The 20,829-nt window shown below is 70.3% G+C and carries 17 protein-coding genes and 2 pseudogenes; 9 read left to right on the top strand and 10 right to left on the bottom strand.

The features are described 5' to 3' along the window. Positions 1-140 (bottom strand): annotated as a pseudogene (locus VFB40_RS28675) (Zn-dependent oxidoreductase); the annotation flags it as partial. Between the two features lie 114 nt (positions 141-254). Continuing rightward, positions 255-1,397, bottom strand: a pseudogene (locus tag VFB40_RS24290) (NAD(P)-dependent malic enzyme); the annotation flags it as partial. 441 nt (positions 1,398-1,838) lie between these two features. Here VFB40_RS24290 and VFB40_RS24285 point away from each other — a divergent pair. Next, on the top strand, positions 1,839-2,405 hold the full coding sequence (locus VFB40_RS24285) for a CGNR zinc finger domain-containing protein (RefSeq protein WP_324854527.1): 567 nt from the start codon (positions 1,839-1,841) through the stop codon (positions 2,403-2,405). Here VFB40_RS24285 and VFB40_RS24280 read toward each other — a convergent pair. Continuing rightward, positions 2,383-2,724, bottom strand: coding sequence for a S24 family peptidase (locus tag VFB40_RS24280; protein ID WP_324854531.1), 342 nt, complete (start codon positions 2,722-2,724; stop codon positions 2,383-2,385). The two genes, VFB40_RS24285 and VFB40_RS24280, sit on opposite strands and share 23 nt — an antisense overlap. Before the next feature lie 134 nt (positions 2,725-2,858). On the opposite strand from VFB40_RS24280, the gene sodN reads away from it, so the two are divergent. From sodN to VFB40_RS24265, 3 genes are all read left to right on the top strand, one after another. Beyond that, positions 2,859-3,257, top strand: coding sequence for a superoxide dismutase, Ni (gene sodN / locus VFB40_RS24275; RefSeq protein ID WP_324854525.1), 399 nt, complete (start codon positions 2,859-2,861; stop codon positions 3,255-3,257). A gap of 304 nt (positions 3,258-3,561) precedes the next feature. Beyond that, on the top strand, positions 3,562-3,960 hold the full coding sequence (locus VFB40_RS24270; protein ID WP_324854523.1) for an ATP-binding protein: 399 nt from the start codon (positions 3,562-3,564) through the stop codon (positions 3,958-3,960). Between the two features lie 122 nt (positions 3,961-4,082). Next, positions 4,083-4,976 carry an RNA polymerase sigma factor SigF gene (locus VFB40_RS24265; RefSeq protein WP_414642142.1) on the top strand — a complete coding sequence of 298 codons (894 nt, stop codon included), beginning with the start codon at positions 4,083-4,085 and terminating at the stop codon, positions 4,974-4,976. Between the two features lie 17 nt (positions 4,977-4,993). On the opposite strand, the gene VFB40_RS24260 is transcribed toward VFB40_RS24265, so the two are convergent. Next, positions 4,994-5,446: a hypothetical protein gene (locus VFB40_RS24260; RefSeq protein WP_324854519.1), complete on the bottom strand. Its 453-nt coding sequence runs from the start codon at positions 5,444-5,446 to the stop codon at positions 4,994-4,996. A 219-nt stretch (positions 5,447-5,665) separates the two neighbouring features. Here VFB40_RS24260 and VFB40_RS24255 point away from each other — a divergent pair, with 219 nt between their 5' ends. Together VFB40_RS24255 and VFB40_RS24250 are read left to right on the top strand one after the other, a co-directional pair. After that, entirely contained in the window at positions 5,666-6,592 is a 927-nt protein-coding gene (locus VFB40_RS24255; RefSeq protein ID WP_349261624.1) for a diacylglycerol/lipid kinase family protein, read from the top strand. Positions 6,593-7,208: 616 nt separating this feature from the next. Then, entirely contained in the window at positions 7,209-7,460 is a 252-nt protein-coding gene (locus VFB40_RS24250) for a WhiB family transcriptional regulator (RefSeq protein WP_211470702.1), read from the top strand. Between the two features lie 238 nt (positions 7,461-7,698). On the opposite strand, the gene VFB40_RS24245 is transcribed toward VFB40_RS24250, so the two are convergent. Beyond that, entirely contained in the window at positions 7,699-9,180 is a 1,482-nt protein-coding gene (locus VFB40_RS24245) for a histidine kinase N-terminal domain-containing protein (RefSeq protein WP_349261619.1), read from the bottom strand. 84 nt (positions 9,181-9,264) lie between these two features. Between VFB40_RS24245 and bioF the strand changes: the two genes are divergently transcribed. The 3 genes from bioF (at position 9,265) to VFB40_RS24230 (ending at position 14,410) form a co-directional block, all read left to right on the top strand. Then, positions 9,265-10,410 carry an 8-amino-7-oxononanoate synthase gene (bioF, locus tag VFB40_RS24240; RefSeq protein WP_324854511.1) on the top strand — a complete coding sequence of 382 codons (1,146 nt, stop codon included), beginning with the start codon at positions 9,265-9,267 and terminating at the stop codon, positions 10,408-10,410. 159 nt (positions 10,411-10,569) lie between these two features. After that, positions 10,570-11,790, top strand: a complete 1,221-nt coding sequence (nagA, locus tag VFB40_RS24235; protein WP_324854509.1) for an N-acetylglucosamine-6-phosphate deacetylase — start codon at positions 10,570-10,572, stop codon at positions 11,788-11,790. 481 nt (positions 11,791-12,271) lie between these two features. After that, positions 12,272-14,410, top strand: a complete 2,139-nt coding sequence (locus VFB40_RS24230) for an MMPL family transporter (RefSeq protein ID WP_324854507.1) — start codon at positions 12,272-12,274, stop codon at positions 14,408-14,410. Between the two features lie 116 nt (positions 14,411-14,526). On the opposite strand, the gene VFB40_RS24225 is transcribed toward VFB40_RS24230, so the two are convergent. The 5 genes from VFB40_RS24225 to VFB40_RS24205 all read right to left on the bottom strand — a co-directional run bounded on the left by VFB40_RS24225 (position 14,527) and on the right by VFB40_RS24205 (position 20,786). Next, the gene (locus VFB40_RS24225; RefSeq protein ID WP_324854505.1) at positions 14,527-15,600 is read right to left on the bottom strand and encodes an SIS domain-containing protein; all 1,074 of its coding nucleotides are present in this window, start codon (positions 15,598-15,600) and stop codon (positions 14,527-14,529) included. A gap of 57 nt (positions 15,601-15,657) precedes the next feature. Continuing rightward, positions 15,658-17,259, bottom strand: a complete 1,602-nt coding sequence (locus VFB40_RS24220; RefSeq protein ID WP_324854502.1) for a glycoside hydrolase family 3 protein — start codon at positions 17,257-17,259, stop codon at positions 15,658-15,660. Positions 17,260-17,335: 76 nt separating this feature from the next. Further along, positions 17,336-18,262, bottom strand: coding sequence for a carbohydrate ABC transporter permease (locus VFB40_RS24215; protein WP_324854500.1), 927 nt, complete (start codon positions 18,260-18,262; stop codon positions 17,336-17,338). Beyond that, the gene (locus VFB40_RS24210) at positions 18,262-19,254 is read right to left on the bottom strand and encodes a carbohydrate ABC transporter permease (RefSeq protein ID WP_324854498.1); all 993 of its coding nucleotides are present in this window, start codon (positions 19,252-19,254) and stop codon (positions 18,262-18,264) included. The genes VFB40_RS24215 and VFB40_RS24210 overlap by 1 nt, the downstream gene beginning before the upstream one ends. A 209-nt stretch (positions 19,255-19,463) precedes the next feature. Continuing rightward, complete coding sequence (locus tag VFB40_RS24205) at positions 19,464-20,786, bottom strand: extracellular solute-binding protein (protein ID WP_324854496.1); 1,323 nt, start codon at positions 20,784-20,786, stop codon at positions 19,464-19,466. Positions 20,787-20,829 lie beyond the last annotated feature (43 nt).

The raw sequence follows: 20,829 nt of genomic DNA, 5'->3' as shown, positions 1-20,829 counted from the left end.
AGGTCGTGATGGTTGAGCGCGGCGGCACGCAGCCGGACCGTGGTCCACCCCTCCGGGACGGCCGGCTCGGGGCGTTCGCCCAGCTCCAGTCCCTTGAGCGGTTCGTCCTTGTCGATGGCTGCGGCGTAGACGGCGAACATGCGCCTCACCCTACCGATCGGTAACCCAGGCGGCCACCGTCTGGGACCGAAGTCACAGCCGGTGGCCGCACGTGGTTTGGAGTAACGCTGTATTCGGGGCTGGCGCCCCTTCGGCTATCGCCGCGCGACACCCGCGTCCCGGGCCGCCTGCGCGACCGCGGCCGTGACCGCCGGGGCCACCCGCGGGTCGAACGGCGAGGGGATGACGCACTCGGGCGAGAGCTCGTCCGCGACCACCTCGGCCAGCGCGTCGGCGGCGGCCAGCTTCATCGACTCGGTGATCTGCGCGGCGCGCACCGACAGCGCGCCGGCGAACACACCCGGGAAGGCCAGCACGTTGTTGACCTGGTTCGGGAAGTCGGACCTGCCGGTGGCGACCACGGCCGCGTACCTGCCCGCCACGTCGGGGTGGATCTCCGGGTTCGGATTCGCCATCGCCGTGATGATGCAGTCGCGGGCCATCGTGGCGACCGCGGACTCGGGCACCGTGCCGGCCGAGACCCCGATGAACACGTCGGCCCCGGCCATCGCGGACTCCAGGCTGCCGGTCAGCCCGGCCCGGTTGGTGAGCGCCGCCAGCTCGCGCTTGACCGGCGTCAGGTCCTCGCGGGTCACGTCCACGATGCCCTTGGAGTCGGCCACGGCCACGTCGCCGATTCCCGCCTGCACCAGGATCTTCGCGATGGCGACGCCCGCGGCGCCCGCCCCCGAGATCACCGCGCGCAGGTCGCCGAGGACGCGCCCGGTCACCTTCGCCGCATTGCGCAGCGCGGCGAGCAGCACGATCGCGGTGCCGTGCTGGTCGTCGTGGAAGACCGGGATGTCCAGCCGCTCCTGCAGGCGGGCCTCGATCTCGAAGCAGCGCGGCGCGGAGATGTCCTCGAGGTTGATTCCGCCGAAGGCCGGGGCGAGCCGGGCGATCGTCTCCACCAGCTCGTCCACGTCGGTGCAGTCCAGGCAGACCGGGACCGCGTCCACCCCGCCGAACTGCTTGAACAGGATCGCCTTGCCCTCCATCACGGGCAGCGCCGCGAGCGGGCCGATGTCGCCGAGGCCGAGCACGGCGGTGCCGTCGGTGACCACGGCGACGGTATTGGACTTCCAGGTGTAGTCGAGGGCCAGCTCGGGCCGCTCGGCGATCGCGGTGCACACCTCGGCCACACCCGGGGTGTACGCGAGCGAGAGGTCGGAACGGTCACGCAGCGGCACCGTCGCGGCGACCTCGAGCTTGCCGCCGCGGTGCAGCTCGAAAACGGGATTGCCGGTGTCATCATGCGCGGGCATGAGGGAACATCCTTCGGTCGATTGCAGGCGTCCCCGCGGCGTGCGCACCGAGACGGCCTACAGCGGGTAGGCAAATACCGTCTCCGGCGGCGGCACCGTCGAGGCACCAGGAGGGTGGAGGAAGGCCAGCTCCGGACCGCGCGAGGGTGAGGAACGCGGCTCAGGCCGACCGTAACCGTTGGTGTCCGGTCGCTTGGAAAAAGATTACGCCGCCCGGCTCGACTGATTCCAGGGAATCGCTCGGTTCGGCGACAAGGCACACAGTGTTGAATTAGTACAACGTCCCTTGCCAGGACCGTACAGAGGCGTACCGTAACGGCAAGCCTGCTCACGGGAGCCGCGAATCGCGTACGGTAAGCAGGCGGACACCGAACCGCGAACCGCCTTCCGAATGACATTACCGAGGTCAACGCAGTGGAACTTGCCTCCTACGCGGACCGCGCCGTACAGCTGGTGAACACGGCCGATCCGTACCGCGACCAGGACCATCTCACGACGGTCGACGACGCGCGGGCACTGCTGTCCCGCCAAGGGGCCTGTGGACGGCTCACTCACGGGGACCTGATGGAACTGCGGTCGCTGCGGCAGCGGCTGCGAGTCGTCTTCGACGCGGTGGACGCGGGCAACCCGCAGCAGGCCGTGACCGTCCTGAACCAGCTGCTCGAGCAGTACCCCATCAGGCCTCAGATCTCCGGGCACGACGACACCGACTGGCACCTGCACCTGGCCGAGGGCGCGCCGTCTACCGCGGCCGCGTATGGCGCCAAGGCCTGCATGGGCCTGGCGGTTCAGGCGACCGAGGTCGGGATGGACCGGCTTGGCGTCTGCCAGGCGTCGCCGTGCCGGGATGTGTTCATTGACACATCCACGAACCGCTCACGCCGCTACTGCTCCGAGCGCTGCGCGACACGGGCGAACGTCGCCGCGTACCGTGCCCGCCGCCGCGAGGCCGCCTTGGCTACCTCCGGCGCCACCGCCTGAGCACGCCTGCCGAACCGCCCGAAAGGCGGGAGAGGCGCGCTCGTGCCGCTCTGGGCGGCCACAGGCGCACGACCACCCGGCCGAGCACCAACGCGTCCGGTACCGCACCGAATTGGCGAGAATCGCCTGGTGCGTAAGGGTTGTCCGCGAGCAGCCACCAGCCGCCGCCTTCGCGCCGCGCGATCCGCTTAAGCAGCACCAGCTGCGGATCGCGCGGATCGCGGGCGAGTACTGCGTCTCCCGGGCCGAGCGCTCCCCCGTAGCGAACCAGAAGCCTGTCGCCGTCGTAGTACGCCGGCACCATCGAGGCTCCTGACACCCGTGCCAACCCCCACGGGACCAAACCGGTGACAGCGCTCACATCAGTCGATGATCCCACGCGCGGCAGGGCCGATCAGCCCGGAGTAGGCTCGGATCGAACCGAATCGTCGAGGACCGTAAGGGGTTCAACCTATGCGCATCTTCGCTCCGAAGCTGACCGTTCACGCGCACTGCGACCTGCCGTGTGGTGTCTACGACCCGGCGCAGGCCCGGATCGAGGCCGAGTCGGTGAAGGCCATCCAGGAGAAGTACCAGGGCAACGAGGACGCCGCGTTCCGCACCCGCGCGGTACAGATCAAGGAGCAGCGGGCCGAGCTGGTCAAGCACCACCTCGAAGTGCTGTGGGCCGACTACTTCAAGGCCCCGCACTTCGAGAAGTACCCGCAGCTGCACGGTCTGTTCAACGACGCGGTGAAGGCGGCCGGGGCCGGCGGCGTCAAGGGCTCTAACGACCCGGCGACCGGGCAGCGGCTGCTCGACCTGATCGGCGAGATCGACAAGATCTTCTGGGAGACCAAGCAGGCCGCCTGACCTGCACACTTCGGCCTCTTCCACGGCCGGGGCCCCGGGAACGACTGCGGGGGTCCCGGCCGTTTTCCCTGTCGGGTGCGGCGAATCGTCGCCGAAGCTCGGACGTATCAGTGTTGCGAGGCGACAGCGGTCACCCGTTGGAGGTACTTTCTTCTCACGGCAGGGTGCGGACTGCATACGATGCGTGCGGTCGGCGCGGCGCAGACGCCTGGCACGGACGCAGGAGGCACATACAGTGGACCAGGGCGCGGTTGGACTGACACAAGCCGCTACAAGGCTCAGCTCGGCTGGAGGGGCGACCGCGGTGGAGGATCGCGACTTCGTGGAGGTGCGGATCCCGGCCGTCGGGGCCTATCTCTCCGTACTGCGTACCGCGACCGCCGGCCTGGCCGCCCGGCTCGACTTCACTCTGGACGAGATCGAGGATCTGCGGATCGCGGTCGACGAGTCCTGCGCGATGCTGCTGCAGAAGGCGGTCGAGGGCACCAGCCTCACCTGCCGGTTCGACCTGGCCGGCAGCGCGCTGGCGATCACGGTCTCGGCGCCCACCTCGGACGGCAAGCCGCCGGCCCGCGACACCTTCGCCTGGACGGTGCTGACCGCGCTGGCCGGCGAGGTGGACGCGGTGACCGCAGCGGATGGACGCACCGTGGCGATCACCATGGTCAAGCGGCGCGACGGCGCGGAGAAGACGGCTCAGTGACTACCGCGCAGACCCCGATCACCGAGGCTTCCGGCGGTCTTCCCGACGGCGTGGCCGTCGTCGGCGAGCCCGCGAGCGGCGACGCGGTAGACCACGAGAGCTTGGACCTGGACGGCGCGCAGATGGCTGAGGCGGCAGACCTGGACGGCGAGGGCGCGTTCGACCTGCCGGAGCCCGCCGCCGCGCCCGAGGCGGAAACGGTGGCCGGTCCCGGAGCGCAGCGCACGCCGCAGGCGACGCCGCGCAGCTCGGCGCACGCCGCCGCGCACGCCGAGGCCCGCGAGCTGTTCCGGCGGATGGCCGAGCTGTCCCCCGAGGACCCGGCCCGGGCGCAGATCCGCGACCGGCTGGTGCGCATGCACCTGCCGCTGGTCGAGCACCTGGCCCGGCGCTTCCGCAACCGCGGCGAGCCGCTGGACGACCTGACCCAGGTGGCCACGATCGGCCTGATCAAGTCGGTGGACCGGTTCGACCCGCAGCGCGGCGTCGAGTTCTCCACCTACGCGACGCCGACCATCATCGGCGAGATCAAGCGGCACTTCCGGGACAAGGGCTGGGCGGTGCGGGTGCCGCGCAGGCTCCAGGAGCTGCGGCTCTCGCTGACCGCGGCGACCAGCGAGCTGTCCCAGCGCAACGGCCGCTCCCCCACGGTCGCCGAGCTGGCCGGGCACCTCGGGCTGACCGAGGAGGAGGTACTCGAAGGGCTCGAATCGGCTAACGCCTACTCGACGCTGTCCCTCGACGTGCCCGAGTCCGGCGACGACGAGTCCCCGGCGGTGGCCGACTCGCTCGGCAGCGAGGACGAGGCGCTGGAGGGCGTGGAGTACCGCGAGTCGCTCAAGCCGCTGCTCGAGCAGCTGCCGGCCCGCGAGAAGCGGATCCTGCTGCTGCGTTTCTTCGGCAACATGACGCAGTCTCAGATCGCCGACGAGATCGGCATTTCTCAGATGCACGTCTCCCGGCTGCTCGCCCGCACGCTGGCGCAGCTGCGCGAGAAGCTGCTTGTCGACGAGTAAGCGGTCGGCTTAAGAGCTCAGCGAACGTCCCGGCTGAGCACGCGGTGCGAGGCCGGGACGAACAGCAGCACGATTCCGGCCAGGCCGTAGAGCCCGGTCGGCACCGCCTCGCCGTAGAGATCGCCCTGCACCATCCAGTAGCAGGCCGCGAGCACCAGCAGGTGGGTCAGCAGCGCGGGGGTCCGCGCCCAGGTCTCGCAGCGCAGCAGGCCGCGGGCGACCCAGCCGACGCCGAGCCCGAAGATCGCGAACATCGCCCCGCCGAGTTCGGCCCGGCTGCGCAGCACCGGCTGGCCGCTCAGTCCGGCGACGACGAGGTAGATCCCGTAGCCGAGGAGCAGCGCGGCGACCAGCGCGGTGAGCACCGCCGCCGCGGTAACCGTCCCGGGCCGATCCGACGAGGCCTGCACGGCCGATCCGTGCTCGCCCGGTCCGCCGTTCGCCGGGGACGCGGCGGCGCTCTCAGGCACGGTCTTAGGAGCGGGCTTAGGCGCGGCCTTCTTAGGCGTAGCGGGCTTCGCAGGTACGGTCTTCTGACTCACCTTCGCAGCGTACAACTCCGCGCCCCGACCTCAGACAGCACAGTCGCCCCTGTCATATGTACTGTTTGCTGCATGTCCGACGAGCGGTTGGCCACGCCCGAAGCCAATCAAGAGCGCCAGTGGTCCGTGCGCACCGGGCTGCTGGTGATGAACCCGAAGGCGACCACCGCCACGGAACGCACCTGCGATGTGCTGGTCGGGGCTCTCTCCTCGGCCCTCGACCTGCGCACCGTACGCACCGAACGGCGCGGTCACGCCGCCGAGCTGGCGCGCGACGCCGCCGAGGAAGGCGTCGACGTGGTCATCGCCTTCGGCGGCGACGGCACCGTCAACGAGGTGGTCACCGGCCTGCTCGCAGACGGGCCCGGACTGGAGGTCCCCGCGCTCGCGGTCGTGCCCGGCGGCTCGACCAACGTCTTCGCCCGCGCACTCGGCCTGCCGAACCACGCCGTCGAAGCCACCGGTGCGCTGCTTCGGCTCCTACGCGAGCAGCGCACGCGCCTTGTCTCCATGGGCGCGGCCTACTCGGACGGCGAGAGCGCGCCCCGATACTTCACCTTCTCGGCCGGCTACGGATTCGACGCTGCCGTCGTCGGGGCCGTGGAACGGCAGCGGGCGGAAGGCCGGCGCTCGACGGGGGCGCTTTATATCCGTTCCGCGCTCGCCGAGTACTTCAGGAACACCGACCGCAGGACCGCGCCGATCAGCGTGACGCTCGCGGACGGCACGGAACTGCCGCCGCTGTTCATGGCGGTGCTGGCCAACACGGCGCCCTGGACTTACCTCGGCAGCCGCCCGATCCTGGCCACCCCGGAGGCAAGTTTCATGACCGGGCTGGACCTGTTCGGGCTTTCCAGCATGTCCGCCCTCCCCGTTTGGCGGACGGTCGGGCGGTTAATCGCGAATTCGCGGCGGCTGGGCGACGGTCGCGGGGTGCTGATCCGGCACGACCTGCCGGAGCTCACCCTTTCGGCCCAGCGTCCGGTCGAGTTCCAGGTGGACGGCGACTACCTGGGACCACGCGAACGTGTGACATTCCGTAGTGTTCCCGATGCACTGCGCGTGTTCGCGTGATGTACTGGGTTCCGGCGGGACGACCGTCCGCACCGCGCCGTTGGCCAGGCAGGTCGCGGACCGAGGCCCGCTAGGCCGCGGAACCTTGGACTCACTGCCACCGCCTTCGGCGCGTGCCTTCGAAGGCAAGGTGTGATCCAGCAGACACCTGAGAAATCCAAAATCACCTCGACAGACCCTTGTGCTGGGCGCCCGGGCCTGCCACGCTTGTTCACGGCCTTGAAACAACGGCTGTGATCGCTCAGCGCGGAGTGTCCGGCCCACCAGCCGGTCCCGTGGGACCAGCGGCAGCCCAGGCCCAAGAACCCCCCGCACGTCCTGGCCGTGGTCGGTCCCAGATCGACCCGCCGGTTCGAGCGGAGACGCTCGTGAAAGAGTTCACATTCACAAGATCTTCCGAAGATCAGTGAACCGGGAACAATTCATGTGGCGTCTGCATTAGGTAGTAGTCCGGCGCACGTGTGGTGGCGGCGCCAGGACCACTGCTGACAAGCGCCGCACTTCCCGCGGCGCTGCGGTACCCGCAGTAACCACTGCACAAGCGCACGAAGTCGTTGAAGCTCGGGCGGGCGCACCCCACCCCGTCCAGAGCGCACTACGCGAGGAGTTAGGACCGATGGACTGGCGCCACCGCGCCGCGTGCCGCGATGAGGACCCGGAGCTGTTCTTCCCGATCGGGAACACCGGGCCGGCACTGCTGCAGATCGAAGACGCTAAGGCGGTTTGCCGCCGTTGCGACGTCATTGACCAGTGCCTCCAGTGGGCGCTCGAGTCCGGCCAGGACGCGGGCGTCTGGGGCGGGATGAGCGAGGACGAGCGCCGCGCGCTCAAGCGCCGCGCCGCCCGCGCCCGCTCCCGCATGGCCTGAGAGCCGGCGGGCAGCGAGCCCAAGCTGGAGCAACCCTGAAGTACAGTGCGACAAGCGTAAGTACAGCCCGCCGACGGGATTGACCGTCGGCGGTGCGACAACGCGGAGGGACCGGACACGTCCGGTCCCTCCGCGTTTTGCTGTTCCCGCGCGTCCGCACCCTGGGGCATTCCCCGGTGAACATTCGGTGACGGCAAGGCGAATTCAAGCCGCAGCGTCGTGAGGGGACCGCGGCGACTCAGTCGCCGACGTTGAGCTCCAAGGTCACCACGGTGCCGCCGCCCTCCCGCGGCGTCATGTCGAAGGTGCCGCTCAGCTCGCCGGTCACCAGGGTCCGCACGATCTGCAGGCCGAGGTTGCCCGCGGTGGCCGGGTCGAAGCCTGGCGGCAGGCCGCGGCCGTCATCGGCGACCAGGATCGTCAGCTCCGGACCGCGCCGCACGGCCGTCACCTCGAGCGAGGAGCCGGCGCCGTCGAGTCCGTGCTCGAACGCGTTCTGCAGCAGCTCGGTCAGCACCATGGCCAGCGGCGTGGCGACCCGGGCCGAGAGCACCCCGAACGAACCCACCCGCCGGGACTGCACCCCGCGCGAGGACGCGCCGCTGCCGGAGGCCGCCGAGTAGTCCAGCACCATGGCCAGCACCCGGTCCGCGATCTCGTCGAACTCGACCCGCTCGTCCAGGGTCTGCGAGAGGGTCTCGTGCACGATGGCGATCGAGCCGACCCGGCGCACCGCCTCGTTCAGCGCCGCCCGGCCGCGCGGCTCGTCCAGCCGGCGCGCCTGAAGCCGCAGCAGCGCCGCGACGTTCTGCAGGTTGTTCTTCACCCGATGATGGATCTCGCGGATCGTCGCGTCCTTGGTCACCAGCTCGCGGTCCCGGCGGCGCAGCTCGGTCACGTCGCGCACCAGCACCATCGCGCCGATCCGGGTGCCCTGCGGCAGCAGCGGGATGGTGCGCAGCCGCATCGCGCCGCCGATCGTCTCCATCTCGGTGTCCCGGGGCGAGCGGCCGTCCACCGCGGAGGCCAGCGCCTCGTCGATCGGGCCCGACTCGGGGTCGAGCAGCTCCGCGCAGACCTTGCCGAAATGCGAGCCGATCAGGTCGGTGGCGTGGCCGAGGCGGTGGAACATGGACACCGCGTTGGGGCTGGCGTAGGTGACCGCCCCGTCCGCGTCGAGGCGGATCATGCCGTCGCCGACCCGCGGCATCGCGTCGAGGTGGCTGCGCGACTTCGGGTTGGGGAACCGGCCGGTCGCGATCATCTGGGCCAGGTCGGCCGCGGTCTGCAGGTAGGTCAGCTCCAGCCGGCTCGGGGTGCGGGCGGTCAGCAGGTTGGTGTTGCGGCCGATCACCGCGATCACCCGGTCCGCCCGGCGCACCGGGATCGCCTCGACCCGCACCGGCACCGCCTCGCGCCATTCCGGGTCGCCCTCCCGGATGATGCGACCCTCGTCCAAGGCCTGGTCGAGCAGCGGTCGTTTGCCGCGTGGTACCACGTGACCGACCAGATCCTCCGGATACGAGGTGGGGCCGGTGTTCGGGCGCATCTGCGCCACCGCGACGTACCGCGTCTCGTCGGCGGTGGGCACCCAGAGCACGAGGTCGGCGAAGGAGAGGTCGGCGAGCATCTGCCAGTCGGCGACAATGAGGTGCAGCCACTCCAGGTCTCGATCATCGAGGGTGGAGTGGTCGCGGACCAGATCGTTCATGGACGGCATTGGCTCAGTATCCCAGGCGCATCCGTCCGGGCTGCGCGTCATGGAGATCTTCGAACGTAGCGCGATAGGAAAGAGGACGGACGGATGACCGACCCGCTCGGCTGGCTCGACGAGCACGCCCGCAAGCGTGAGGCCGCGGGGCTGCGCCGGCGGTTGCGGCCGCGTCCCGCGCACAGTGGGCTGGTGGATCTGGCCGGCAACGACTACCTCGGCTTGGCGCGCGACGCGCGGGTCACCGACGCGGCCGCGGCCGCCGCGCGCGTCTGGGGTGGCGGCTCGACCGGATCGCGGCTGGTGACCGGGACGACCGAGGCTCACGTCGAGTTCGAGCGGCAGCTGGCCGAGTTCGTCGGCGCCGAGGCGGGGCTGGTCTTCTCGTCCGGTTATCTGGCGAACCTGGGTGCGATCACGGCGCTGGCGGGGCGCGGGGATCTGATCGTCTCGGACGCGCTCAATCACGCTTCGCTCATTGACGGCTGCAGGCTGTCCAGGGCACGCATCGAGGTTGTAGGGCACCGTGAGGTGACTGAGGTGCGCAGGGCGCTGGCCGAACGGCTGGAAGAGCGCGCGTACGTCGTGACAGACGCGGTCTTCTCGGTCGACGGAGACGTGGCGCCGCTCGCGGAACTGGCCGCGGCGTGCCGGGATTACGGCGCGGTGCTGATCGTGGACGAGGCGCACGGGATCGGCGTGTTCGGCGAGGGGGGCCGGGGCGCGGTTCACGCGGCGGGTCTGGCCGGCGCGCCGGACGTGGTGGTGACCGCGACGCTCTCGAAGTCGCTCGGCGCGCAGGGCGGGATCGTGCTCGGGCCGGCGGCGGTGACCGCGCACCTGGTGGACACGGCGCGGCCGTTCATCTTCGACACCGGCCTGGCTCCGGCGGCGGTCGGCGCGGCGGCGGCGGCCCTGCGCATCCTGCGCGAGCGCCCGTACTTGGCCGAGCAGGTGCGCGCGAACGCCCGGACCCTGCACCGGCTCGCGCTCGCCGCCGGGTTGACCGCCACTCCCCCGGTCGGCGCGGTCACCTCGGTGCTGATCGGCGACCCGGATCTGGCGGTCGAGCTGGCCGGGCTGTGCGCCGAGCGCGGGACCGCGGTCGGCTGTTTCCGGCCGCCGTCGGTGCCGGACGGCCGCTCCCGGCTGCGCTTGACCGCGCGCGCCGATCTCTCCGAGCGCGATCTGGACATCGCGGCCGCGGCGTTGCGCGCCGTCGCCGAACGGATCGGTTGAGTTCCCGCGCGGCGTCCCCTTCCGGTGGTCCAGACCAATATGCGCAGAGGTCTGGACAACCGAGATTGGTCTAGTCCACAATCGTGACGGCTCGCCGAACAGCGGCGCAGACCGGCCGTCCCGGCCCGCTAGTCCATGCACCGCAGGAGGAGTCGTCGCGTGCCCACCATCTCGGCGCCCCGAGCGGTCCTGGACGGCCGGATGACCGGTCCGGTGACGGTGGCCGTCGAAGACGGCGTGATCCGCGCGGTCCGCCTCGCGGACGGACTTGAGAGCGCTCCCGCCGACGTCGTGCTGGTCGACGGAGTGCTCACCGCGGGCCTTGTCGACATCCAGATCAACGGCGCCTTCGGAGTGGACTTCAGCTCGGCCGACGATGACGGGTGGGACCGGGTCGCCGCGTCGCTGCCCTCGACCGGGGTCACCGCGTTCCAGCCCACGTACATCACGGCTCCGCTCGGTGCGCTGGTCTCCGGGCTGCACACCGCGATCGAGGCGCGGGAGCGGCAAGAAGCCAGTGACTGGAGCCTTGGCGTCGCCGCGCGGATCCTGGGCGTGCACCTGGAGGGCCCGTTCCTCTCCCCGGTGCGCCACGGCGTTCACGAGAAGCGCTTCCTGGCCGAGCCGGCGCCCGAGGCGATCGACCGGCTGCTCGGCGCGCCGGGCCACGAGATGCTGACCATGGTCACACTCGCCCCGGAACTGCCGGGCGCGCTCGACGCGATCCGCCGGCTGACCCGCGCCGGAGTGCGCGTCTCGGTGGGCCACACCGATGCGACGGCCGATCAGATCACCGCCGCCGCCGACATGGGCGCGACGTTGGTCACGCACATCTTCAATGCGCAGCGCGGCCTCGCGCACCGCGAGCCCGGCGTGCCCGGCGCGACCATGGCGGACCGCCGCTTCTACTGCGGGCTGATCGCCGACCTGCACCATGTGGCGCCCGAGGTGTGCAGCCTGGTGTGGAAGGGCGCGCGCGGCCGGGTCGTATTGGTCACCGACGCGATCGCCGCCGCCGGCATGCCGCCCGGCAACTACGAGCTCTCAGGCATTCCGGTCGAACTCGGCGCGGACGGCGTACCGCGCAACGCCGACGGGACCATCGCGGGTTCGGCGCTGACGCTGGATCAGGCAGTACGCAACATGATCTCCCTGGGCCTGCCCGCGGCCCAGGTCGTCGAGGCGGCCAGCCGGATCCCGGCGGACGCGCTCGGCCGTACCGACCTCGGCCGGATCGCGGTCGGCGCGCGCGCCGACCTGGTCTGGTGGTCGGACGACTTCCACCCGCGCCGCACGTGGGTGGACGGCAGGGAGGCGGAGGCGCCCACCACGGCGGCCACGCTCCCCGGCCAGCGGGAATCGCTCGCCGTGTCGCCCTGACTCGCACGGCAGGTTCCCGCCGGTGAGCCGGGGCCGCGGCCGGACGGATGCCCGCACCATCCGCCCACGCACCGCTCCCCCGGCCGGAAGAGGGCCGCAGGCGCGGACGGAAGTTGAGGGTCTTCCGTCCGCCGCCTGCGGGCCACCGGACCTTTTTCACCGCGTCTTCCCGCCCGCCGCGGCGCCATTGCGACTGCAATAATTACCTGGACGCGGCGCGCCCGCGTGCCCAAGGATTGGGTCGGACTGCGCGCGCCGTGCTGACGGCGCACTCACGGGGCGTTTGTAAGGCCGTCGGGCAAACGGGGCTTAATACGTCTATGGGGGCAAGCGCTGGCAATGCTGCACCATTCGGGCTTTAGAGATCCACAACCCGGTGCTGATGTAGTCGTTTCGGACCGGGCGCTTGACAGCGCCCACATTCGCGATACATCGTGTCTCTCAGATCGCGATGTATCGCGTTTACGGAGGGGTAAGCGATATGAACGCACTAAGACGCGCCGGGAACACGCTCGCGCGTATACCGGGCGGCCGGATCGGCAAATGGGTCGTGCTCGGCGTCTGGGTCGTGCTGCTGGTCGGGCTCGGCTCGCTGGCCGGAAAGCTGACCGGCGCTGAGGACAACCAGGCGTCCAGCTGGCTGCCGGGCAGCGCCGAATCCACCCAGGTGCTCAACCTGACCGGCCAGTTCCAGTCCACCAGCCTGGTGCCCACCGTGGTGGTCTACCAGCGCGAGAGCGGCATCACGCCCGCCGACCTGACCAAGGCCCGGCAGGACGCCGCCGCGTTCGCCAAGGTGCCGCACGCCACGAACAAGATCGTCGGCCCGATCCCGTCCAAGGACGGCAAGGCCATCGAGACGATCGTGCAGATCGAGCTCGGCCAGAACAACGGCTGGAACGATCTGAAGCCCGCGGTGGACGCCTTCAAGTCGACGGCTTCGACCGGCGATCCGGGTCTGACGGTCTACGTGACCGGTCCAGGCGGTATGGGCGCCGACGAATCCGCCGCGTTCAGCGGGATCGACGGGGTCTTGCTCTACTCGACGATCGCCGTCGTCGTGATTCTCCTGCTGCTGACGTATCGCAGCCCGGTCCTGTGGTTGCTGCCGCTGACCTCCGCCGGTCTCGCGCTCACGGTCGCGGAGGGCGTCGTCTACCTGCTGGCCAAGCACGGCTTGACGGTTAACGCACAGAGCGCGGGCATCCTCCTCGTCCTTGTGATGGGCGCGGGGACGGACTACGCACTGCTGCTCGTCGCCCGATATCGAGAAGAGCTGCGCCGGCATGAGGACCGGCATGAGGCGATGGCGGTCGCGCTGCACCGCGCCGGTCCCGCGATCATCGCCTCCGCCGCCACCGTCGGCATCGGCATGCTCTGCCTGACGGCGGCTCAGATGAACTCGACCAGCGGTCTCGGCCCGGTCTGCGCGGTCGGCGTGATCGTGGCGCTGCTGGCCATGGTGACGCTGCTGCCCGCGCTGCTGACCATCTTCGGCCGGTGGATCTTCTGGCCGGTGCGCCCGACCGCGGGCACCGAGGACCCGACCGCCACCGGATTCTGGGCGAAGATCGGCGGCGGCATCGCCAAGCGGCAGCGGCTCGTGTGGGTCGGCACCGTGGTCGTCCTGGGCGCGCTCGCCTTCGGGATCAGCGGACTCAAGGCGGACGGCCTGTCCAACGCGGGCCAGTTCACCAACACCCCGCCCTCGATCATCGGCCAGCAGGTCGTCGCGGCGCACTTCCCGGCCGGCGCGGGCAGCCCGGTCGTCGTGATCGCGAACGACTCGTACGCCCCGCAGGTGGAGGTCGCGCTCGCGACGACGCCGGGCATCTCCTCGGTGGACGATCCGGTCAGCAAGAACGGATACGTCTACATGCAGGGCAACCTGACGGCGGCTCCGGACAGCCAGGCCGCGAAGAACGTCGTGGATCAGGTACGCGCCAACGTGCACGCGATTGAGGGCGCTGACGCGAAGGTCGGCGGCAACACCGCGGTGACCATGGACACCGAACGCGCCTCGCAGCACGACGACAAGGTCATCATCCCGCTGATCCTGCTGGTGGTGCTGGTGATCCTGGGCCTGCTGCTGCGCGCGCTGGTCGCTCCGCTGGTGCTGATCGGCACGGTGGTGCTCTCGTTCGGCGCCGCACTGGGCCTGAGCGTGATCTTCTTCAACAACGTGTTCCACTTCAGCGGTGAAGACGCGGCCTATCCACTGCTGAGCTTCGTGTTCCTGGTCGCGCTCGGCATCGACTACAACATCTTCCTGATGACCCGCATCCGCGAGGAGGCGGTCAAGGTCGGCACCAAGCGCGGCGCGCTGATCGGCCTGGCCGCGACCGGCGGCGTGATCACCTCGGCCGGCATGATCCTGGCCGGCACCTTCGGGGTGCTGGGCACGCTGCCGGTGGTGGGCTTCGCCGAGATCGGGTTCACCGTCTCGCTGGGCGTCCTGCTCGACACCTTCATCGTCCGCTCGATCCTGGTCACCGCGCTGGCGATGGACCTGGACCGGCGGATCTGGTGGCCGAGCAAGCTGGGCCGGCGCGCCACCGCGCTCGCCGCGGTTCCCGCGCAGGCGCTGCCTGCCGACGAACCGGACGCCGTATCTCGTTAGGCGCCGCATCCCGTTAGACGCTGACTCGCTAGATGCATTAGCGGGTCGCGAAGAAAGCAAGGGTCCTGCGCCCGCGAGTCACTCGCGGGGCAGGACCCTTTTTCTGCTCTCCGCGGCTACTTGGTCTCAGTGACCTTCGCCAGCGCGCGCGGGGCGTCGGGGTTCAGGCCGCGGGCCGTGGTGACCTCGTAGGCGAGCTGCTGGAGCGGCAGGATCTCCAGGATCGGGGCGACTTCCTCGGCGACCCCTGAGGGCAGCACGAAGCCCGCTGAGGCGCCCGCCACGTGCTCGCGGGAGCCGACTACGACCAGGTCTGCTCCGCGCTCGCGCAGGCGGTCCAGGACCGGCTCCAGGGCCGCGCCGCCGGCCCCCGCGGAGGCGATGGCGATGACCGGGGAGACGTTGTCCACCATCGCCAGCGGGCCGTGCAGCAGGTCCGCGCCGGAGAAGGCGTGCGCCGGGAGGTACGAGGTCTCCATGATCTTCAGCGCGGCCTCGCGCGCGGTCGGGTAGCCGTAGCCGCGCGAGGTGATGACCAGGCGGGAGGCGAAGCGGTAGCGCTCGGCGAGCTTGGCCACCTCGTCGCGGCGGTCCTGGATCGAGGCGGCCAGGTCCGGCAGCCCCTTGGCTGCCGAGCCGTCGCCGCCGCGCACCGCGTCGACGAGCAGAAAGAGCGTCAGCAGCTCCGCGGTGTAGCTCTTGGTCGCCGGCAGCGCCTTCTCCGGACCGGCCAGCACGTCGAGGGCCAGCTCGCTGGCCTGGTTCACCGGTGAGTCGGCCACGTTGGTGACGGCCAGGGTGAGCGCCCCGGCGGCCTTCGCCATCTCGGTGTAGGCGACCAGGTCGGGCGAGCCGCCGGACTGCGAGACGGTGATCGAGAGCACGTCGCTGAAGTCCGGCCGCGCGCCGTAGGCGGTCGCCGTGGACATCGAGGTCAGGCCGGCCGGAACGCCGAGGCCGACCTCGATCAGGTACTTGGCGTAGTAGGCGGCGTTGTCGCTGGTGCCGCGCGCGGTGAGCAGCACGAAGCGCGGCCTGCGGCGGCCGATCTCGGCGGCCACCTCGCGGATCGCCGGCAGGCCCTCGTCCAGCACGCGCTGGAGCACGGCGGGCTGCTCGGCCATCTCCCTGGCCATGATCTCGCCGGGCTCCGGGCTGGTCGCGGCCTGGCCGGCCGGGGTGGTCGTCATGCGGGGCGGTTCCTCTCGGGGTTCACGGTTCGAGAAGGGCGGTTCGAGAAGGGCGGTTCACCTGGCCTTGCCGCGCCGCCCGGAAATAGCCTCGGCTGCGGCGAGGCTGCACACGCGGGACGCGCCGTATGTCGCGACGACGGTCACGCCTCGGGCTGCCAGTTCATCGATCCGGCGGTACGGAAGTCCCAACTCGACGACGACGGCGTCCGGACGCTCGGCGACGATCGAGCTGACCGCATCAGCCATCCACGCGTTGCGGTTCAGGTCCCGCACGGCGAGTACGAGTGGACGGCCTACCGCAGCGGCGAGCAGCGGTGCGATGTCGATGCGTGCGTTCTCGTCGACGACGGGCACCGTCATCAGGCCGACCGATTCGGTACCTGCGGTTGGTGCGGAAACGCGCGTGCCCGTCGTCCCAGGCAGCAGCTCGGCGAGCGGCGCGAGCAGTCCCCAGCGAGTCGCGGTGTCGACGGCGATGTTCACCAGCGGGGAGAACTCGACGACGTAGGCGGGACCGGTGAGCGGCTTCAGCTCCCCGTGCACGCGCAACGCTCGCCGCGCGGCCTCGAGCCCGACGCCCGGTGTCACCGCCGGCTCGTCCGCTCCGGCGGCTCCCGCGGTTCCGGCCGCGCGCTGCGCCCAGATCTCGGCCGACCACCGTGCCACCGCGCGGTTGCGTTCGGCGGCCTCGTGCAGCCTTTCCTCCGACAGGCGGCGCTCCCGCACGGCCCAGACGATCGCGTTGCGCAGGTACAGGAACGCGTCCTCGCCGACGAGGCCGCCGCCGAAGCAGATCGCGTCCGCTCCGGCCGACAGCGCCTTGACGGTGCCCTCGGCGATGCCGTGCGTCGCGGAGATCGAACCCATGTCGATCCCGTCGGTGATGATCAGACCGTCGTATCCGAGTTCCTCGCGCAGCAGGCCGGTGAGCACGGCGCGCGACATCGTCGCGGGCAGCGCGGCGTCGTACCGCGGGAAGAGGATGTGCGCGGTCATGATGCACTTCGAGCCGGCGGCGACCGCCGCGCGGAACGGCGCGAGATGCAGTGCGAACTGCGCGTCGTCGAAGTCGATGAGCGGCAGGCCGAGGTGCGAATCCGTACCCGTGTCGCCGTGTCCCGGGAAGTGCTTGGCGCAGGCGGCGACTCCGGCGGCTTGCAGACCCTTGATGTACGCGGCGGTGTGACGCACCGTCAGCGCGCTGTCCGAGCCGAACGAACGCACCCCGATCACCGGGTTTTCCGCGTTCGCGTTGACGTCGGCGACCGGGGCGTAGTTCAGGTTGATCCCGGCGGCGGCCAGGTCCCCGCCGATGGCCCGGGCCACCTGCTCGGTCAGCCGCGGGTCGTCCGCGCTGCCGAGGGCCAGGTTGCCCGGGTAGGAGGAGCCGTGCTCGATCTCGAGCCGGGTGACGTCGCCGCCCTCCTCGTCCACGGCGACCAGCAGGTCCGGCTCCAGCTCGCGCAGCCGGCCGGTGAGCGCGGCCAGCTGCCCGGTGTCGCGGACATTGCGGTGGAAGAGGGCGACGCCGCCCAGCTCCCCGGCCCCGATCCGGCGCAGCAGCCAGTCCGGCGGGGTGAGGCCGTCGAAGCCGGCTTGGAGGACGGCTCCGGCGTCGCGCAGCAGTCGGGCGGTGTCGGTGCCGGATCGGGCCATGGGTCCTGTCCTCGTTGTCTTGCGTCTTGCGTTGTCTTGCGTCTTGCGTCGTACGTCGGGCGGTGCCGCGCGGCGCTCAGCCCTTGACCGCGCCCGCGGTCAGCCCCGAGGCGACCTTCCGCTGGAAGATCACGAACAGGACGATCACCGGGAGCGAGACCAGCAGCGCCCCGGCCATCTGCGAGCCGTAGTCGGCGCCGTGCGTCGGGCTGGAGGAGTAGAAGGACAGCCACACCATCGAGGTGCGCTTGTTGTTGCTGCTCAGCAGGGTGTTGGCGAGCACGAACTCGTTCCAGGCCTGGATCCAGGCGTACACGCCGGTGGTCACCAGGCCGGGCAGGGAGAGCGGCAGGATGATCCGGAAGAAGGCGCCCCACCGGGTGCAGCCGTCCACCATCGCCGCCTCGTCCAGCTCCACCGGGATGTTCACGATGAAGGAGCGCAGGGTCCAGACCACGTACGGGATGGTGAAGACCAGGTAGGCGAGGATCACGCCGAGGAACTGGTCGTAGAGCCCGGCCTTGTTCAGCACGATGTAGAGCGGGATCGCGATGGACAGCAGCGGGACCATCTGCACGATCAGGATGGCCACGATGAACGGGTTGCGGCCGCGGAAGCGGAACCTGGCCACCGCGATCGCGGCGAGGAACCCGACGGCGAGCCCGGCCAGCACCGAGCCGATCGTGATGATGGCGGTGTTGCGCATGTTCCCGAGGAAGTCCGGGTCGTCGAAGATCGTCTTGTAGCTGGAGAAGTCGAAGTGCGTCGGCCAGAAGGTCGGGTTCTGCGCGAGCAGGTCCCCGTTGGACTTCACCGTGGTGAGGATCATCCAGTAGATCGGGAACGCCATCACCACGCCGAAGACCACGGCGACGGCGTTCCACACGCCGGTCATCGCGCGGCTCTCGCCGGGCCTGCGGCCGCGGCCCCGGCCGCGGGAGCGGCTCGGCTGCGCGGCGGGCAGGCGATCTGGCATCGCCCGGGCGGGGGTGAAGCCGGCCATCAGCCCTGGCCTCCGATCTTGACGACCTGTCGGATGTACGCGACCAGCACGGCCAGCATCAGCACGATCATCGCGATGGAGATCACCGAGCTGGTGCTGTAGTGCGAGCTGGTGAAGCCCTCTTCGTAGAGGTAGATGCCCACGGTCCAGTAGCCGGGCTCTGGCGAGTTCTGCCGCAGCGCCCAGATCTGGGTGAAGACCTGGAAGTCCCAGATGAAGCTGAGCGAGGTGCACAGCAGCAGGAAGGGCCGGATGATCGGCAGGACCACGTGCCGGAAGCTCTGCACCGGGTTGGCCCCGTCGACGCGCGCGGCCTCGACCAGCTCCTTGGGCACCTGGGTCATCGCGGCGTTCAGGCCGAGCACGAGGAAGGGCAGCGCGCCCCAGACCACCGCCGCGGCGACCACGACGTAGAGCCCTTCGTTGGCGTTGGCGAACCAGTCGTGGTTCTTCATGCCGCTGCCGCCGAACAGGTAGAAGATGTAGTCGATCACGCCGCCGATCCCGGCGAACAGCCAGCGGAACACGGTCCCGGTGACCAGCGCGGGGATGGCCCAGACGAACATCAGCACGGTGGAGACGAAGATCTTCGCCCAGGGCGAGACCCGGTTGAGCACCAGCGCCATGGCCAGGCCGAGCGCGATGGAGATCGCGACGACCTCGAAGGTGAACAGGAAGGTGCGCCAGACCACGTGCCAGAACTGGGCGTCGGACAGCACCCTGCTGAATCCCTGGAAGCCGATCCAGCGGTCCAGGCCGGGCACGGCCAGGCGCAGGTAGCTGTTGACGTTCTGGAACGCGAGCAGGATCACCCGCACCAGCGGGTAGCCCATGACGCCGATCAGGGTGATGACGGCGGGCAGGATCAGGACGTACGGGATGTACCTGCCCTGGACCGTGACGCCGCGGCGGCGGCCCTTGGACGGCGCCAGGACCGGGCCCTCCAGACGTTCGACCCCGCGCTGGCGTGGGTCGGATTGAATCGCGCTCATCGTTGTAGAGGGGTCCTTCCCTGGAGCCCGCGGTCCTACTGCTTGCCGCGGCGGCCTGTGCACAGCAGCCCGCGCGGTGCGGCGCGCGGGCTGCTTTTCCTGTCACGTGCTAGGCCGCCCGGGGTGTCCTAGGACATCGTGCTCGCGGACCCGGGTGGTGTAGAACACCGTGCTCCGTGCGAGGAGGCGCCGGGCCCGCGAGGGGGAGACTACTGCGCGTTCAGGTCGCCCAGAATGGTGGTCTGGGCGGTGCCGAGGGCGGTCGCCGCGTCGGTTCCGGTGGCGATGGCCGAGAACGCGGTCTGCAGCGCGGTCTCGTCGGCGCCGGACCAGTTCGGCGAGTTCGGGATGAACCAGGTGGACGCCTTGGCCGCGTCACCGGTGGCCTTGTTCGCCGGGCTGGCCGCCTCGTAGGCCGAGATCAGCGTCTTGTTGTTCGGGATGGCGTACTTGGCCAGCAGCGTCTGGTTGGCGGTGTTGGTGAAGATGCGCAGGAACTCCGCGCCCAGGCCGGGGTTGGCGGCGTGGGTCGGCACGGCCAGGTCGGAGCCGCCGAGGAAGGCCGGAGTCGGCGCGTCGGCCGTGGTGCCCGGGACCGGGATCTCGGCCAGGTCGTTGGCCAGCGCGGGGTTGCCCGCCTTGGGGTCGACCACCGAGCCGGCCTCCCAGCCGGCGCCGATGATCGCGGCGATGTTGCCCTTGGCCATGAGCGCGTCCTGGTTGGACTCGTCCACGGTGGTGCCGCCGACCGAGTACTTCTTCTGCAGGTCGTACCAGGTCTGGATGCCCTTGACGAAGGTCGGGTCGGTCAGCGTGCCGGACCAGTTGCTGCCGCTGGCCTTGGCGATGACGCCCTTGACGCCGTAGGTGGCGGCGCCGAAGGAGGCCGCGGTGTACCAGTCCTTGCCGGGCAGGTAGAGCGCGGAGAAGTTCGGCACGCTGGCGTTCTTCGTCTGCACCTTGGCCAGGTCGGACTGCAGCTCGTCCAGGGTGGTCGGCGGGGTGGAGATGCCGGCCGCGGCGAACAGGTCCTTGCGGTAGATCAGGACGCGCGCACCCGCGTAGTACGGGACGGCGTAGGTCTTGCTGCCGTCGGCGCTCTGGCCGGAGGCTGCCAGCGAGTCGAGCCACTGCCCGGAGTTGTCGAACTGGCTCTTGACGCCGGTCAGGTCGACGAACGAACCGGCGTTGATGTACTTGGCGGTCTGCGTGTTGCCCAGCTCGAGCGCGTCCGGCGCGTTGCCGGACAGCAGCGCGGTGTCGAGCTTGGTGGTGTAGTTGGACCAGGTCTGGTACTGGACGTCGAGCTTGGCGCCAGTCTCCTTCTCGAACGCGGTCTTCGCCGCGACGACCACGTCGGGCCAGCCCTTCTGGGCGTCCTGCATGATCCAGACGTGGACTGTCTTGCCGGCACCCTGAGTGCTGAGCGCACCCTGGGGTGTCGCGTTGTTGCCGCTCGACGACGACGAGCACGCCGAGGCGGTCAGCGCGGCCGCGGCGAGCGCGGCGGCGGCTGCGATCTTGCGCTTCAAGCCATCCTCCTGTGGATGCCAAGGCGGGTGAGAGTGGACGGCA

Source organism: Actinocrinis sp. (genome assembly GCF_035650855.1).
Classification (GTDB): Bacteria; Actinomycetota; Actinomycetes; order Streptomycetales; family Catenulisporaceae; genus Actinocrinis.
The sequence above is the reverse complement of the archived record's forward strand: the minus strand, read 5'-3'. Positions and strand labels throughout refer to the sequence as shown.

Excerpts from the sequence above, each read along its gene's own strand:
- VFB40_RS24245 (WP_349261619.1), bottom strand. The coding sequence starts at position 9,180 with ATGCCGTCCATGAACGATCTGGTCCGCGACCACTCCACCCTCGATGAT.
- VFB40_RS24255 (WP_349261624.1), top strand. The coding sequence starts at position 5,666 with ATGAACCCGAAGGCGACCACCGCCACGGAACGCACCTGCGATGTGCTG.
- VFB40_RS24215 (WP_324854500.1), bottom strand. The coding sequence starts at position 18,262 with ATGGCCGGCTTCACCCCCGCCCGGGCGATGCCAGATCGCCTGCCCGCC.
- VFB40_RS24225 (WP_324854505.1), bottom strand. The coding sequence starts at position 15,600 with ATGACGACCACCCCGGCCGGCCAGGCCGCGACCAGCCCGGAGCCCGGC.
- VFB40_RS24210 (WP_324854498.1), bottom strand. The coding sequence starts at position 19,254 with ATGAGCGCGATTCAATCCGACCCACGCCAGCGCGGGGTCGAACGTCTG.
- VFB40_RS24265 (WP_414642142.1), top strand. The coding sequence starts at position 4,083 with ATGGCTGAGGCGGCAGACCTGGACGGCGAGGGCGCGTTCGACCTGCCG.
- VFB40_RS24220 (WP_324854502.1), bottom strand. The coding sequence starts at position 17,259 with ATGGCCCGATCCGGCACCGACACCGCCCGACTGCTGCGCGACGCCGGA.
- VFB40_RS24250 (WP_211470702.1), top strand. The coding sequence starts at position 7,209 with ATGGACTGGCGCCACCGCGCCGCGTGCCGCGATGAGGACCCGGAGCTG.
- bioF (WP_324854511.1), top strand. The coding sequence starts at position 9,265 with ATGACCGACCCGCTCGGCTGGCTCGACGAGCACGCCCGCAAGCGTGAG.
- sodN (WP_324854525.1), top strand. The coding sequence starts at position 2,859 with ATGCGCATCTTCGCTCCGAAGCTGACCGTTCACGCGCACTGCGACCTG.
- VFB40_RS24230 (WP_324854507.1), top strand. The coding sequence starts at position 12,272 with ATGAACGCACTAAGACGCGCCGGGAACACGCTCGCGCGTATACCGGGC.